The following is a 16071-nucleotide window of genomic DNA, read 5'->3' on the forward strand; positions in this document are numbered from 1 at the left end:
GAATGCGAGTTTATTTTCTGAAAAAATATAAAAGAGCCATTCATTCAATGAATAGCTCTCCAATATCATTAAAACTCATACGTATAGACAATTTTATATAGCTCCATTAACTCTTCTAAAGTTGGTATCTTCGGATTGTTACCAGGGCTCCCACTTGCAAGTGCATCCTCAGCCATTTTAGGAATAGCCTGATAATAAGCATGCTCCTTGATTCCCCACTGCTTTAAATTGCCAATTTTCATATACTTACACATATCTTTAATGGACGTAATAGCAAGCTGAGCAAGCTCCTCTTGCGATAGACGTTCTTTTGTTTTATTAAAAAATTGTCCTAAATCTGCCAATCGTTCTATACAAGCGTCTTTTGAATAATCTAGTACAGCTGGTAAAAGCATCGCATTGGAGATGCCATGCGGTACGTGGAAAAGTGCACCAATCGGACGGGACATTCCATGTACAAGGGCAACAGAAGCATTAGAAAATGACAGCCCTGCCTGCATCGAACCCAATGACATCGCTTCCCTAGCATCAACATCATCTCCATGTTCATAAACCCTTATGATGTTATTCACAATTAATTCCATAGCAGATAAGGCGAGCACATTCGAATAAGGATGAGCTAAACGCGATAAATAGCTCTCAATGGCATGGCTCAATGCATCTATTCCAGTTGCTGCGGTAATTGCTGGAGGTGAGGTAATGGTTAAAATAGGATCAACAATCGCTATAGTGGGCATAAAAGCTGGTTGCTTAATCATCATTTTCACATCACTTTTTGTATTGGTAATAACAGTGGCATCTGTTGCTTCAGAGCCTGTACCTGCTGTTGTTGGTATCGCAATGTGTGGAATTGGTGCTTCAGCTGCAACCTTTGCCATTTTCATATAATCTCCTATGTAGCCGCCATTTGTAGCCACTACTGCAATCGCCTTCGCCGTATCAATACAGCTACCACCACCAACAGAAATAATGATATCACAGTTTTCTTTCTGCAAAAGCTGCAATCCCTCTGCTACATACGTATCATCTGGCTCAGTTGTCACCCCTATAAATGAAACGACGTCTATCCCTTGGGTCTTTAACAGTGTATGGCATTTCTTGATAAAGCCTAAACTGTCCATAATTGGATCACTAATAATTAATGCCTTTGAACCTAGTTTTTTCGCATACTCTCCTACTTCTTCAAATGAATCTCGACCATATACAATCGTTCCTGGAGAATGAACAGTAAAGATGGTTTTTGTTTGAATCATATTTTCCCTCCTAAGCTATTGAGCTGTATAGCCACCATCTAATAGTATGGCCTGGCCGGTTAACCCCTTTGCTACATCACTTGCTAAATATAATGCAAGTCCTGTAATTTCTGAGACATCAAGTAAACGTTTTTGCGGTACAAGTGGATATAACACTTGCTCAAGAACTTCTTCCACTTGAATACCCCGTGTCTGTGCTAAATCCATAAACTGATTACGTACTAATTCCGTGTCAACATACCCTGGACAAATAGCATTTACCGTAATTCCCTCTGTCGCCACCTCTAGTGCCGTTACCTTAGTAAGCCCAATCACACCATGCTTTGCTGCATTATATCCCGCCTTCCCAGCAAACCCAATGACGCCATTGATGGAGGCCATATTGATAATACGACCAAATTGATTTTTCTTCATATGTGGTAACGCATACTTCATCGCCACAAAGGGAGCAACGACCATCACTTTTTGCATTGACTCAAAAATTTCTGTCTTAAAATCCTCAATAAGCGACACATGTTGAAATCCTGCATTATTGATTAAAATATCTAATGTTGAGAATTTATTAATCGTAAAATCAATGGCTTCTCTTATGGCTTGTTCTTCTGTCACATCACATATATAGGAAGTTAAAGAGGGGTATTGTGCGACGGCTTCCTCAAGAAGCTGTTCATTTTTATCTGATATCACAACATTAGCCCCTTGCTCAGCAAATGCTTGTGCAATAGCAAGACCAATACCACGAGCTGCCCCTGTAATAAAAACCGTTTTTCCTTGCATACTTCATCCCTCCTACATCCCTAATGAGAATAATATGATTGCAAGTATTGTACCTATGATAGGGATAATAACCGTCAAAGCTCCAAATGGCATATATGCATCCTTATGCTTTTCATTACATACTGAATTGATGGTTGTCACAACATATCCTCCGTGCGGCAATGAATCTAGGGAACCAGATGCTATAGCGATTGTCCGATGCAACGCCTCTGTATCTACACCCATCTCGATATAATGCGGTGCTAGTAAGGGCATAGCAATTGTTTGTCCCCCTGATGCTGAACCTGTTAAACCAGCAATAACCGCAATTGCTAAGGCTCCTCCAATCAGCGGACTGCCAGGGATATTGGTCATTACATCAACAGTTGCAACAAAGGATGGTGTTGCTTTTACTACCCCGCCAAAGCCGACAACAGCCGCCGTATTTGCAATGGCAATAATAGCACCCATTGCACCTGCTGCTAATGTTGCGCCAACTGACTTTGCATATTTGTAACTCACTAAATAAGCAACGATACAGCCACTAGTTAAGGCTACAATTAAAGCAGAGGTTCCAAGTGAATCATGGAAAATATAAGAAATGACTAAAACAACTAATAATGGTATGAGACTCAAAAGGGGACTCGGAAGCTTTCTTGTTTCATCAGCTACTGGATCGGTGGAGCGCTCAATGAAAATTTCCCCATTGTTAACAGCGCGTTTAATCATCCAATTCAGCCAAAGCGAGCCACCAACGGCCATAAAAATAGCCACGACAATACTAACTTGCCAACCTGCATATGGAGTTGTACCAAGATATGGAATTGGTATCCAATTTTGAATCTCAGGTGAGCCTGCTGATGTCATCGTAAATGTGACAGAACCTAGGCCCAGTGCAGCAGGAATAAAACGTCGTGGAAAGTTTGCTTGTTTAAATAAACTAATAGCCATTGGATAAACTGAAAAGGCTACGATAAAAACTGAAACACCACCATATGTGAGTACTGCTGCAGCTAAAACTACAGCATATGTGGCATATTTCACCCCTATTTTTTCTACAATCCATTTAGAGACACTATCTGCAGCGCCTGTGTCCTCCATGACTTTGCCGAAAATGGCGCCCGCCATGAACATTAAATACCATGAACCAACAAATCCGGTGAACCCATCCATATAGCTCGTTAGAAAGTTGGCCTGATCTTTATCAGCTGTTTGAGGAAAAAATGCAAGACCGTTTGTTAAGGCTGCTAACAGCGCAGTTAACGGTGCTGAAATAAGTAGATTTACACCCTTCATTGTTAAATAAACTAATAATGCTAAACTACCAAAAAGACCAATATACTCTAACATTTACACCCCACCCATCCCCTTTTTTAGAAAAAGAGCTGTATAACTCTACAGCTCTAGGTTTTATTAGTCGTTATTGCTTGGGAATGCAAACGTGGATGCTGAGGAGGCATTGCTAGCCATCCAACGCTCTGAAATTGTCTTAGTTTTTGTAAAGAATCGTGCTTGATCTGGGCCAAACATATGCCCCTCACCAAAACGAGATCCTTTAAAGCCTGCAAAGTTATGGTAGCCAACAGGAATTGGAATTGGTACATTGACACCAACCATGCCAACATCAATTTCTGTTGTAAATTTTCGAGCTGCTAATCCATCATTCGTAAAGATTGTGACACCATTACCTAGCTCATGCTTATTGATAAGTGTAATAGCTTCCTCTAAGGAATCTACACGAACAACATTGCGAGCTGGACCAAATATTTCTTGCTCGTAAACTTCCATGCCTGGCTTTACATGATCTAATAATGTAGGCCCTACATAAAACCCTTTAGACTCTTTGACAATATCAAGTTCTCGTCCGTCACAAATTACTGAAGCTCCTTCGGCTTCCCCTCGATTAATTGCAGTAAGAATTGCTTCTTTTGATTGCTGAGAAATAACAGGGCCAAAATCTGAATCAGGGTTTGTATATGGGCCTACTTTCAGATTAGAAATTTTTTCCTTAAGAATATCCACTAGGCGATCAGCAGTATCCTTTCCTACAGGCATGATAGTAGATATTGCCATGCAACGTTGGGATGCTGCTCCATAAGCTGCACCAATAAAGGCATTAGCAACCTGTTCAAGATCCGCATCTGGCATCACGACCATATTGTTTTTACCACCACCAAGAGCCGTGACACGTTTACCGTACTTTGATCCTGTTTCATAAATATATTTAGCTACTGGTGTTGATCCAACAAATGAAATCGCTTGCACAGCTGGGTTTTCTAAAAGTTCATTGACCGCATCTTTATCACCATTGATTACTGTCCAAATACCATCAGGCAATCCCGCCTTCTTCCAAAGCTCACTAACATATAATGAAGTCATTGGCACACGCTCAGATGCCTTTAAAATAACCGCATTTCCTACAGCAATGGCCATACTCGTTTGTGCTAGAGGCACCATGATGGGGAAATTAAATGGAGAAATTGCTGCCACAACCCCTAATGGATATTTTGCAGAATAAGCATTTATTTGACCTCCAACATTTACGGAGTATTCTCCTTTCATTAAATGTGGCGCACCAATGGCTAAGTCAACAGATTCAAGTCCTCGTGTAATCTCACCTTTGGCATCTTCAATCGTTTTGCCGCTTTCAGTACAAATGATTTGTAATAGCTCTTCCATATTTTCAGTGATAAGGTTACGGAACTTTAATACAATTTCTGCACGCTTAGCCACTGATGTATCACGCCAAGCCGGAAATGCTGCTTGAGCTTGCTCGATTGCATCTTGTGTTTCCTCTACTGTTGCAAGGGGTACCTTAGCAATGACTTCACCTGTTGTTGGGTTAAATACCGAACCGAATCGGCCACTTTTTCCTTCAACCAATTTGCCACCAATAAAATGTGTTAATGTTTTAACCTCTTGTGTCGTTGTCATATCCATTTCCTCCTCTTAAAATTGTTCTAGTTTACATTTTTCTTTTAAACTTAAATAAGCTGCAGACATATCTTTTTCTCCATAGCCCTGCTGAGCAATTTCACTATAAAGATCCACTAACTTTTCGCCGATTCGCAGCGATACGCCTGCTTCATCCGCCATTTCCTTAGCTAACTTCAAATCTTTTAATAGTAGATTTGTCGAAAAGCCCGGCTCATAATTATCATTTTTCATATATTCCAAATAATTACGTTCATAAATACGGCTTTGTCCATAACTATTATTTAATACTTCATAGAGCGTGTCTGCCTGAATACCCATTTTTTCGCCAAGTACAATCGTTTCAGCGACTGCCTCTGTGTAAAAGCCAATCATTAAGTTATTGAGTAATTTAATTCGCGTTCCTATACTTGAAGATGTGCCCAAATGATAAATATTTTTACCGACTATTCTGAATATTTCACCAGCACTTATATAATCATCTGTGCCACCACCAACCATAATAGTTAATGTCGCATTGATAGCCCCTATGACACCCCCACTGACAGGCGCTCCCAAATAACGTAATCCCAAAGCTATAGCTTCTGTATGTAACGTATCATTCAATTCGGGATTAACAGTACTAAAATCAATCAGTAGGCACCCTTTCTTTGCATGTTGTAAAATTCCTTGCTCTGATCGATAAACCAATTCTACAACCTGAGGGGTAGGCAAGCTTGTCATAATAACATCACATTGTTTCGCAATATCCATAGCTGTCTCAAGGCCGAAACCCCCTGCTGCTGCGAATTGTTCCATTGCTTCCGCATTCGTATCGAAACCATATACCTGATAATCTGCTCTTAATAAGTTAATAGCCATCGGTAAACCCATATTCCCTAAGCCAATAAAACCCAATTTTTTCTTCATTGTGACCTCCCCATTCCTTGAAAATACAACAGAAAACTTGATGATATACTAGCCAACTTTCATTTTTTAAAGTAACATTAAGAACGAGATAATATTATTGACCGCAGTCATTGACTTCGGTCATTTAAATCATAATCAATCGAAATCCATCTCGTCAATTAAAAAATTAATATTTTCAGAATATTTTTTACAAAAGATATTTTACAATATTTAATATAGGAGGTATTAGCTACCAATGGAAACACTCACAAGCAGACAGAAAAAGGCATTAGAAACACGTGAAAAATTATTGAAAACTTCTTTAGATTTATTTAACAAGCATGGTTATGAACATGTTTCTGTTGAACAAATTACAAAGGCATGTAATGTTTCAAAGGGTACATTTTATACACATTTCCCATCTAAATATGATGTTATTTTAGAAAAATTTAAGGAGCTTGATAATTTTTATCGTACAGTTGAAAAAAATATTGATCCCACATTACCAGCAAGTGAAAAAATACTCTTAGTGTATCAAGAGCAAATGAGATATTTAACCAATATTGTGGGAAAGGATTTATTACGGACAGTATATACGGCTGCTATGACAAACCAAGTAGAACAGGATCATTATTTAATCAATCCACAACGTAAGATTTTTCAGATAATGAATACATATATCGAGGAAGGAATTCAACATGGTGAATTTAGACAAGATGTTTCTGCTGCTACCATACAAACACTTATTCAGCGCTGTATGCGTGCGAATGTCTATGATTGGTTGATACATAGTGAAGACTTTGACCTAGCCTCTGAAATGGCGCAATTCACAGCAATTGTCTTAAACGGTCTTAAAAACGGCAAATAAAAAAGTAGCACTTCATCTATTTTGTGATGAAAGTGCTACCCGTTTTCTAGCTTACAAAATATTGTTGTACAATCGTTTCAACTGGTAATGGTTTATTATACAAATAGCCTTGCCCTTTTTGACAACGATGGCGTTTGAGAAAATCAACTTGTATTGGTTCTTCAATTCCCTCAGCAATGACCTCTAATCCTAAATTATGAGACATCGAAATAATGGCTTTTATGATGGCTTCATTTTTGTCATCCTTTGCTATATCTGCAATAAATGACTGATCAATTTTAATAATATCAATCGGATAACGCTTGAGATAACTTAATGAGGAATAGCCTGTCCCAAAGTCATCCACAGACACATAAACACCTAATTGCTTCAGTTCTGTAAGAATCGAAAATGTTTCATGTACATTTGTCATGGAACTTTCGGTAATTTCTACTTCTAATAATTCAGGGGGTACACCATATTTCTTTAAAGCTGTTTTAATTTTTCGGGCAAAATTTTCTTTTCTAAACTGTTTTGGGGATATATTGACTGCAATCCGTACAGGACGATATCCTTTCGATTGCCATTCTTTTTGGTAACGACATACCTCATCAATAATCCAATCACCGATTTCAATAATCAACCCTGAGGCTTCCGCAATAGGAATAAATTGTGCTGGTGATACAAAACCAAATTTACGGTTATTCCATCGTAATAATGCTTCAAAGCTATTGATGCTATTATTTGCTAAATCCATTTGCGGTTGTAGATGAAGACTTAGCTCATTAAATTCAATTGCTCGACGTAAATGTGCCTCCATTAATGCTTCGTTTGGAAAAATGGCCGTCATATCTTCACGGTAGTAGCGATAATGTGAACGACCATGTTCTTTAACAGAAAATAAAGCTTTATCTGCTTTCCGTACAAGTGTCTCGATATCTTTACCATCTGCTGGGCTAAGTGAAATCCCAATCGATACGCTAATAAAATATTCCTGTCCATCTATCATAAATGGCTGTTTTAATACGTCCATAATCAAGTTTGCAGTTCGTTCAATTTTTTGGATGGTTGCATCTTTTAGCACAAAAATAAACTCATCACTATTATATCGATATAGCGAACACTTTGAGTAGCAAAGCTCCCGTAACCTATGACTAAACATACGCATCAAATCATCTCCCTTGCTCTCGCCAAGGGATTCATTAAACTTTTTAAAACGGTCAATGTCAACTAAAATAAGAGCGGCTTGCTTATGCTCTTGCTTTTTATCATTTAAATGCTGTAGCCAATGCTCCTTAAAAGCTTTTCGATTCCAAATACCTGTTAATTCATCCATTAGTGCTAGGTAATAGAATGCTTCATGATCATTCATAAATGAATTAGCATCTTTAACAAATAGGTGGACACCCACAACTTCTCCATTATAATAGGTTGGATGCGTTCTTAAATAAAAGGGCTCTTTGCTTAGTAAATCACCTTTCAATAAGCATTTAGGCATGCCAAACGCTGAACCTTCGATTGTTTTGGTAAATAATAGTTTAAACTCATTGAGATATTTACTTTCGAGTAATGAAAAAATATCTAGTCCAATTAGACTGTGCTGCTCTCTCGATAGTGTAGCAGTAGCAGCAATATTTTGATGAATTATTCGACCTTGTAAATCTGTCGTTAACACTGGACTTATATGTTGTTCAATGAACTGTAAATAGGGATTTTCTTCAAATGGTGTCGCTCGAAGAATAATGGCAACTATTGATTCAGAAAAGTGCTGAACATGAAGCATAAATGTTTTCTCTTGAAGACCGTTACCTAATTTTAGAGTATGCTGTTTATTGATTTCTTCAATTAGAAATCCCGACAATTGCAGCCAGCATTGCTTAGTAAAAAAGTTCTCAGCGTTTTTGGCTGTTATATCCTCCAACTCAATCATTGACGATAGCTTTTCATTAAATTCAACGACCTCAAACACTGTCTTATCAACTTGTCTCAAACAAATGATTGCATCAAATGGATTCAGTTGCATGAGCTGTTGATATTCTGCAAATGGCGCTACATTTTCTCTACATTTTTTCATTCTATCCCTCACTAAGTAGCGTGTTTGCTCTATTCTTCGTCTAGCGTAGGCTTTAATGCATCCTTCAAGAAAATTTCCTGGCTATTTAATGGATCTTCGCTACGATCAAACTCTTTATAATGATACTTACCATTAGAGTCTTGAATACGGGCTTTGGCAGTATCCATTAATTGTGCATTCATTATGTCAATAATACGAGTTTTTGCTTCACTTGCATATACAGGGAATAAAATTTCCACACGTTTAATCATATTGCGTGTCATCATATCTGCAGAGGATAAATATACTTTATTTTCCCCATTATGATGGAACCAATAAATACGAGAATGTTCAAGGAAACGACCAACAATACTTGTTACGGTAATGTTCTCACTAATACCTGGGATTCCTGGTCTAATACAGCATATACCACGAATAATAAGCTCGACCTTTACACCCGCAATCGATGCCTCATAAAGCTTCATCATTAAATCTTTGTCTGTCAATGAATTCATTTTTGCACGAATAAAACCATTTCCATATTTTTTATGACAGGCAATTTCCTCATCCATTAACCGAATAAACTCATCGCGTATATCAAATGGTGCAACGACTAAATGATTAAAGGTAGGCTTTTCTGTATAGCCACTTAAGTAGTTAAAGAAATTTGTCGCATCAATGCCAAACTCTTTATCTGTCGTTATTATGCCCATATCCGTATAAATTTTTGCAGTAGCATCATTATAATTTCCTGTACCCAAATGGACAAAACGTTCAATTTTGCCGTTACGACGACTAACGACTAGCGTGATTTTTGAGTGCGTTTTTAAATTATTCATCCCATAGATCACAAGACAACCTGCTTGTTCTAATTGTTTTGCCCAGTGCACATTGTTTTCTTCATCGAAGCGAGCCTTTAGCTCCACTAATACCGTTACTTGTTTACCGTTTTCAGCGGCAAGTTTTAACGCTTGAATAATCGGTGAATTTCCGCTTACTCGATATAATGTCTGTTTTATAGCCAACACATTTGGGTTGATAGCGGCCTCAGAAATAAAATCAACAATAGGGGCAAAAGATTCATATGGATGATGGAAAAATATATCCTGTTGAAGTGCTTTTTCAAAAATATTTTCGTCAGACTGTAAATCTAAAGGTGGCTGTGGGATAAAGCTTTCATATTCTAAATGCTCACGACCTACTGAAATACCTTTCACAAAAGAGAACATAAACGTTAAATCCAAAGGACCATCAATATGGAAAACATCCGATTCTTCTATTTCGAATTCATCTAGTAAGTATTGCAGCACTTCCTCGTTCATTTCTCCAACTCGAACTTCTAAACGGCTTCCTACTCCCCATTTTCGCTTTTTCAGCTCTTTTTCGATCTCCACGAGAAGATCTCGAGCCCCTTCTTCATGGATAGTTAAATCTGCATTTCTTGTTAAGCGGAAGGCTTGTGCTGATTTTACGCTATAGCCATAAAACAGCTTTTCAATATGCGCTACTATCACATCCTCCAATAAAACTACAACTGTCTTACCTTCTTCGGACGGTACTTTTATATAGCGATCTAACACTGATGGAACCTGGACAATCGCCACTTTTTCACGACTTTCAAGATCTGACTCATCCTGCTCTAACAGCACTAATAAATTCAAAGTTTTACCAAGCAAGGTTGGGAATGGACGATATGCATCCACTGCAACAGGGGTTAAAACAGGGAAGATAGTTTCTGCAAACATTTCATTGATAAATGATTTTTGCTTGCTATTTAAATCTTTCATGTCCGCAATATGTACATTATGTTGAGGTAGTAAATCATAGATTAAATGTCTATACACCTCAGTTTGTCGACGCACTAATGCTTGTGTGCGTTCTGCTATTTTGGCCAACTGTTCCTTTGGCGTTAAGCCAGATTTGTTTTCGGGCTTATGAAAACCAGCACGTACCTGGTCCTGTAAGCCTGCAACACGAACCATAAAAAATTCATCTAGATTGGAACTAAATATAGCTAAAAATTTTAAACGCTCAAGCAGAGGATTATTAATATCCTCTGCTTCCTCTAGCACGCGTTCATTAAAGGCAAGCCAGCTTAATTCACGATTATTATAATATTGAGGCTTTGCAATTTCCTCTAACAATAGATTGTAGTTTTCGGAAAACTCTTCCCCATGTAGCTCGTTTTTCGTTACTTCAGTTGTCATCCATTGTTCCACCCTTCTTCAATAAAATTGATCTTCATTGGGATTTTTAATGCACGTTCTAAATGCTTTCTATGTCGATTGGCTTGATACTTTTCAGCCGCAGCATTCTTTTTTACATAAATATTAAGTTGAACATGATCTTCTTCGGTGTGCATTTCAATAGCATGTACTATATTGCGTTTTGAAACATTTAATGCATAGACAAATTTTAATAACGCTCCGAAATCTCTTATTTTACGATGTTCCTCCCGACTCATCCATGTAGCAAATGGAGCAGCAAATCGTTCGAAATAATCTTTATTTTTATAGGAGGCAAGAAGTGCTAGTTTTACTCGTTCTAAATGATTTAAACCATCAATGGATTGATTCGCAATTAAATAAAAAGTATGTTGGCTTGAAGAGCTTAATTCGATATACTCTCCTATATTAAAAACCTTCGCCGCTTTTGCTAATAAATGCAAATCTTCTGGATGATATTGCAAGTAGCCTAAATGACAACATTCACGATACAGTTGGTCTGCTAAATGCATTAAATAATCTACTTCCACTTCACTCCGACCATACTGACGTGCTAATCTTCTAGCATTTCCTTCAAATACATTATATTTATCAAACGCCTTTGTATCTGTTTGCAAAATCCGTTGAATAATGAGTCCCTCACGTAAACCTCGCTTTGTCAGTTGGAAGGTCTCACTACCAACTACCTCCATCAACACTCTAAATACCTCTAATGCAGGAACAATGATATCTGCACGGTCAGATGAGAGACCATCCAATTGTTTCAATTCCTGAAAGCTTAATTGCCCTAAAAATAAGCTTAAATCATCCAAATTTTCCTTTGTCATTTCATAACCATGTACGCTGGCAATAGGATAATCATGCTTTTGTTGATGTATTTGAGCAATATTACGCGCACTACCACCAATTGCGATAATAGGTAGAGCAACATTTTTTATCCAAGGGAGTGTTTGGAACTGCTCTTTGACAAAGGCAAGAAGCTCTTTTTTCTCACTACTATTGATAATGTCACCTTTTACAAAACGTTGCTTTAAAGAAACTGTCCCAAAAGGGAAACTATGTGATTGCTGAATTTCTTTATTTTCAAACAGCGTAATTTCGGTACTACCACCACCGATATCGATTGTTACGGCCGATTTTGTACCCATGGAGTAAGCAACAGCAACGTAGCCAAAATAGGCCTCTTCCTCTTCTGATAAAAGCTCTATTTGGATACCAGTCCGTTCTTTCATTTCCTCTATAATTTTGTCTCGATTAGTGGCTTGTCGAATAGCCGCAGTCGCAGCAGCTTTTACATCTGTTACTTCAAAATCCTCAAGCATGGCTTTAAATGTTAATAAAGTTTCTGATAACACTTGAATACCTTCATCAGACATCTCTCCTGAGGGCTGTAAATATGTACGCAAACGTGCTACCGTCTTAATATTTCCAAGCTCACGAAGTCCCTCTTCATTATCATATTGATATAATACTAATCGTATAGTATTGGAGCCGATATCAATAATAGCTGTTTTTAATTCATTCAAATAATCACATCCTTCAAGCATCTACCATTTATTTTGTTCATAATATTTGGACATATACAAAAAATCGGACCCTCTTAATTAAGGCATCCGACTTTACTTTCATTTATTTATACTTGCAGGATACCCATTATTAAAATTGAGAAGTATCATGTAAGCCATGGTGATTACAGAATAAGTTGGTCAACACGTAAAATGAGCTCTGCAATTTCTGGCTTACTTATTTGATCCTCAGCCCCTACTTGATCGCCTTTATGACGAAGGTCATCTGTAATTAGACTTGAAAAAATGATAACAGGAAGCTTTTGAAGATCGGGATGCTCTTTGATTTTTCGTGTTAAATGATGGCCATCCATTTGTGGCATTTCAATATCCGTTACCACCAATTGAATATGCTCTGCTATGTCACTACCACTCTTTGCAATTCCCTCTAAGTATTCATAAGCATCGCGGCCATTTTCAAAGAATTCAACATTGTCATAACCAGCTTCACTCATAGTATCAAACAGTAATTTACGTAATAACGGTGAATCTTCTGCAATTAAAATTCGCTTTCCAGATCGCTCACGTTTACCGAGCTTTTTAACAGATTCCACACTAATTCCTGATGCAGGATTGATATCCACCATAATTCTTTCGAAATCTAGTAATAGAATCATTTGCTCATTCTGTTTAATCACACCAATTACTTGTGATGTACCCCCTTGATACATATCTGAAGGCTTTTCGATTTGATTCCAAGAAATACGATGAATTTGTGTTACATTATCTACATGGAAAACGACACGTTGTTTATTAAATTCTGCGACAATATATTTTTGTTGTGGATTACGCTCAGCACCTTGAATTCCTAATACTCGTAGCATATCTACAACAGGTAATACCTCACCTCGTAATTGAATGATTCCTTCTACATGCGGGTGCGCGTGTGGGATAAACGTTACTGGGATCGGTTGAATAATTTCTTTTACTTTAATAACATTGATGCCAAACTTATTGTTTGCTACTTCAAATTCAACAATCTCTAGCTCATTTGTGCCACTTTCTAATAATATTCCTTTATGTTCCAATGCAACCCCGCTCCTTTCTCTACATCTGTTTATAATTCAATTGTATCATAGGCAATACATTTCTCCTACTTGCTATTTCCATTTTTATCATTAACTTTTAGATGTACCAATAGACCAACGACAGTCATAACGATCAACGTTGATAATGCTACACGACTAGCAATAGTACCATAATCCTTCATCCATAATGTAACAGTTCCATATATAGCTGGACCAATAATGGAGGATACTTTACCTGAAAAAGCAAACAACCCAAAAAATTGTCCACGTTTTTCGTTCGGTGATAATTCAATAATATATGTCCGAGATGTCACCCACATTGAGCCAAGTGATATACCAAATAGACTACCAGCAAGCCAGAACATCCATTGTGCTGAAGCAAAAACAGCGAATACCAGAGCAACAATCATAATAAGTGCAACAATTGTAATGGCACGTTTAGCACCTATTGATTTCGTAATATACCCAAAGGCAAGTGACCCAATGATTGTTGAGACAGTAGAGACCAAATAAAGTACGATAAATTGTCCAGAACTAAAGCCAACAATCGTTGTCGCATAAACAGCCATCATAGCAATCGTTGTAGCAATGGCATCATTTAGAAAGAAATAAGCAATCATAAAGGTAAAGATTGCTTTATATTGCTTCATATCTTTAAATGTTTGAATGATTTCTTTATAACCATCTAAAAACTTTAAGGACTTTCGTTGGGACTTTGGGATCGGTGTATCTTTATTAATTAAGAATAATGGCAATGAAAAGAGTAGATACAGAATGGCTGTTGGGATAAATGCTCGATGAAAATCGCTGTTACCAACATACAAGTAAACAAGTAATCCAAAAAGTGTACCAAGATACCCGATTGCAACACCATACCCTGAAATGAGCGGCATCTCTTCTTTTGTCCCTAGATCACCCATCATAGAATCGTAAAATACTAAACTTGAATTAAAGAAAAATTTTGCTATGACAAAACTTGCAACTACCAAAAATAAACTAAGAGGCACACCAGAGTAATTGACAGTGGTTTGTGCATTAGCAAATATTCCCATCATAAATGTAAATAGAATAGATATGGATGCAAACCATACAATAAATCTCTTTTTATAACCTGTGTTATCAATCCACACACCGAAAAGGGGTGAAAAGATAACGAGCAACAAGCTTGCAATGGCATTTGCATAAGATATAAAGGTGCTCGCAACTTGTTGCATGACTTCATTTGTTCCTAAAACCTCATCCATGTAAAAGGGAAAAAATATTGTATTTATATTTGAAGAAAAAATTGTATTCGCAAAATCATAAAATGCCCATGAAAGTATCGGTAATGATAAATAAATGGCTAATTGACTTCGATGTTGTACGTCTATAGCTGTACTCTTCTTCATAAAACCCTCCTCTCCATTCTCTATAATAAACAATTAATTTCTCTCTGAAATAAAAAATACCTTTTTTTAAAGAAAATTAATATTATTTACAATATAACAGTAAATTCACTGAAAAATAACTGCCAAATGGTCGATAATTGAACGCTTATTTTCTGTGTAAAACCAAAAAAGGTATTCAAGCCCCTCGCTTGAATACCTTTTTATCATTCTATATCTATGGTTACCCATTCAGAGGACCATTGCTCAATCGCTTTTAGCACAGGTGCAATAGCATAACCCTTTTCTGTAAGTTCATACTCAATGACAACTGGTGTTGATGGAATTACTGTACGTAGCACTATTTGCTCAGTCTCTAATTCCTTTAAACGTTCTGTTAATACACGACTACTAATATTCAACTGATTTTTAATGGTCGAATACCTTTGCGGACCATCTAATAGCTGATAAATAAGTAGCGTATTCCAACGATGATTTAATATCATGAGTGCTTTTTCAAATCGCGGACAAATATTTTTTTGATCCAAATGACTTCCCCCCTTTGTATATTAGTTCCTATTTAAGAGTATATCACTTTTTAAAAAAACTTGTTCTAAAAATACATTAAGTTACTTGACAAAAGTTGTTTTTAAAAATAAACTAAGTTACGAATTGTAAGCAAAAAAGATAAGGAGTTACTTTATTATGCAAAATATTGGTTCAACAATTTTACGTATCGTTCTAGGCGTTATTTTTGCAGTGCATGGTTTTCAAAAATTTCAAGGTGGCATTAGCTATACAGCTGACTTCTTTGATAGCCTAGGTATACCAGGATTTATGGCGTATATCGTGGCAATTATTGAATTAGTTGGAGGAATTGCAATCATTTTAGGTTTAGCAACAAGAATATTTGGTGCTTTATTAACCATTACAATGATTGTGGCGATCTTTACAGCAAAACTTAGCATCGGCTTTATCGGGGCAGATGGATTGGCTGGTTATGAATTAGATTTAGCTTTAGGTGCAATAGCTCTTTACTTTACTCTCGCAGGCGCATCCAGCTTCTCACTGGATTCTCAACTTTTCGGGAAAGAGTAAAACAAAAAACCTGAAGGTCTCCCATTTAAGGAGCCTTCAGGTTTCCTATTCAGAATCCCA

General features: G+C 37.1%; 13 protein-coding genes. 2 read left to right on the forward strand and 11 right to left on the reverse strand.

Annotation, left to right across the window (positions count from 1 at the left end; genetic code table 11):
• Nucleotides 1-68: 68 nt before the first annotated feature.
• From ACMGGO_RS18720 to ACMGGO_RS18740, 5 genes are all read right to left on the reverse strand, one after another.
• Nucleotides 69-1253 (reverse strand): iron-containing alcohol dehydrogenase, encoded by a 1185-nt coding sequence (locus ACMGGO_RS18720; RefSeq protein ID WP_326141106.1) that lies wholly within the window; start codon nucleotides 1251-1253, stop codon nucleotides 69-71.
• 15 nt (nucleotides 1254-1268) lie between these two features.
• On the reverse strand, nucleotides 1269-2030 hold the full coding sequence (locus tag ACMGGO_RS18725) for a 3-hydroxybutyrate dehydrogenase (RefSeq protein WP_326141105.1): 762 nt from the start codon (nucleotides 2028-2030) through the stop codon (nucleotides 1269-1271).
• Between the two features lie 12 nt (nucleotides 2031-2042).
• Nucleotides 2043-3359 (reverse strand): GntP family permease, encoded by a 1317-nt coding sequence (locus tag ACMGGO_RS18730; RefSeq protein WP_054549811.1) that lies wholly within the window; start codon nucleotides 3357-3359, stop codon nucleotides 2043-2045.
• A 63-nt stretch (nucleotides 3360-3422) separates the two neighbouring features.
• On the reverse strand, nucleotides 3423-4943 hold the full coding sequence (locus tag ACMGGO_RS18735) for a CoA-acylating methylmalonate-semialdehyde dehydrogenase (protein ID WP_326141104.1): 1521 nt from the start codon (nucleotides 4941-4943) through the stop codon (nucleotides 3423-3425).
• A 15-nt stretch (nucleotides 4944-4958) separates the two neighbouring features.
• Entirely contained in the window at nucleotides 4959-5852 is an 894-nt protein-coding gene (locus ACMGGO_RS18740; RefSeq protein WP_259951166.1) for an NAD(P)-dependent oxidoreductase, read from the reverse strand.
• Nucleotides 5853-6087: 235 nt separating this feature from the next.
• On the opposite strand from ACMGGO_RS18740, the gene ACMGGO_RS18745 reads away from it, so the two are divergent.
• The gene (locus ACMGGO_RS18745) at nucleotides 6088-6699 is read left to right on the forward strand and encodes a TetR/AcrR family transcriptional regulator (RefSeq protein ID WP_048391986.1); all 612 of its coding nucleotides are present in this window, start codon (nucleotides 6088-6090) and stop codon (nucleotides 6697-6699) included.
• 46 nt (nucleotides 6700-6745) lie between these two features.
• On the opposite strand, the gene ACMGGO_RS18750 is transcribed toward ACMGGO_RS18745, so the two are convergent.
• The 6 genes from ACMGGO_RS18750 to ACMGGO_RS18775 form a co-directional block, all read right to left on the reverse strand.
• Nucleotides 6746-8752, reverse strand: coding sequence for a GGDEF and EAL domain-containing protein (locus ACMGGO_RS18750; RefSeq protein WP_115673825.1), 2007 nt, complete (start codon nucleotides 8750-8752; stop codon nucleotides 6746-6748).
• Nucleotides 8753-8781: 29 nt separating this feature from the next.
• Nucleotides 8782-10938: an RNA degradosome polyphosphate kinase gene (locus ACMGGO_RS18755; protein WP_115673826.1), complete on the reverse strand. Its 2157-nt coding sequence runs from the start codon at nucleotides 10936-10938 to the stop codon at nucleotides 8782-8784.
• A complete protein-coding gene (locus tag ACMGGO_RS18760) occupies nucleotides 10935-12482 on the reverse strand; it encodes a Ppx/GppA family phosphatase (RefSeq protein ID WP_048391989.1) in 1548 nt (515 codons plus the stop codon). The genes ACMGGO_RS18755 and ACMGGO_RS18760 overlap by 4 nt, the downstream gene beginning before the upstream one ends.
• Before the next feature lie 164 nt (nucleotides 12483-12646).
• Nucleotides 12647-13549 (reverse strand): chemotaxis protein, encoded by a 903-nt coding sequence (locus ACMGGO_RS18765; RefSeq protein WP_048391990.1) that lies wholly within the window; start codon nucleotides 13547-13549, stop codon nucleotides 12647-12649.
• A gap of 65 nt (nucleotides 13550-13614) precedes the next feature.
• Entirely contained in the window at nucleotides 13615-14937 is a 1323-nt protein-coding gene (locus tag ACMGGO_RS18770; RefSeq protein ID WP_048391991.1) for an MFS transporter, read from the reverse strand.
• Nucleotides 14938-15140: 203 nt separating this feature from the next.
• Entirely contained in the window at nucleotides 15141-15461 is a 321-nt protein-coding gene (locus ACMGGO_RS18775; protein ID WP_016992449.1) for a winged helix-turn-helix transcriptional regulator, read from the reverse strand.
• A gap of 157 nt (nucleotides 15462-15618) precedes the next feature.
• Between ACMGGO_RS18775 and ACMGGO_RS18780 the strand changes: the two genes are divergently transcribed.
• Nucleotides 15619-16011, forward strand: a complete 393-nt coding sequence (locus ACMGGO_RS18780) for a DoxX family protein (protein WP_048391993.1) — start codon at nucleotides 15619-15621, stop codon at nucleotides 16009-16011.
• The last annotated feature ends 60 nt before the right edge of the window (nucleotides 16012-16071 follow it).

Origin of the sequence: Lysinibacillus sp. BNK-21 (assembly GCF_048684915.1) — a bacterium.
Classification (GTDB): domain Bacteria; phylum Bacillota; class Bacilli; order Bacillales_A; family Planococcaceae; genus Lysinibacillus; species Lysinibacillus capsici.

What these genes read in the sequence shown, in the direction of transcription:
- ACMGGO_RS18740 (WP_259951166.1), bottom strand. Translation starts at nt 5,852, where the DNA reads ATGAAGAAAAAATTGGGTTTTATTGGCTTAGGGAATATGGGTTTACCG.
- ACMGGO_RS18735 (WP_326141104.1), bottom strand. Translation starts at nt 4,943, where the DNA reads ATGACAACGACACAAGAGGTTAAAACATTAACACATTTTATTGGTGGC.
- ACMGGO_RS18750 (WP_115673825.1), bottom strand. Translation starts at nt 8,752, where the DNA reads ATGAAAAAATGTAGAGAAAATGTAGCGCCATTTGCAGAATATCAACAG.
- ACMGGO_RS18720 (WP_326141106.1), bottom strand. Translation starts at nt 1,253, where the DNA reads ATGATTCAAACAAAAACCATCTTTACTGTTCATTCTCCAGGAACGATT.
- ACMGGO_RS18780 (WP_048391993.1), top strand. Translation starts at nt 15,619, where the DNA reads ATGCAAAATATTGGTTCAACAATTTTACGTATCGTTCTAGGCGTTATT.
- ACMGGO_RS18745 (WP_048391986.1), top strand. Translation starts at nt 6,088, where the DNA reads ATGGAAACACTCACAAGCAGACAGAAAAAGGCATTAGAAACACGTGAA.
- ACMGGO_RS18725 (WP_326141105.1), bottom strand. Translation starts at nt 2,030, where the DNA reads ATGCAAGGAAAAACGGTTTTTATTACAGGGGCAGCTCGTGGTATTGGT.
- ACMGGO_RS18770 (WP_048391991.1), bottom strand. Translation starts at nt 14,937, where the DNA reads ATGAAGAAGAGTACAGCTATAGACGTACAACATCGAAGTCAATTAGCC.
- ACMGGO_RS18755 (WP_115673826.1), bottom strand. Translation starts at nt 10,938, where the DNA reads ATGACAACTGAAGTAACGAAAAACGAGCTACATGGGGAAGAGTTTTCC.
- ACMGGO_RS18730 (WP_054549811.1), bottom strand. Translation starts at nt 3,359, where the DNA reads ATGTTAGAGTATATTGGTCTTTTTGGTAGTTTAGCATTATTAGTTTAT.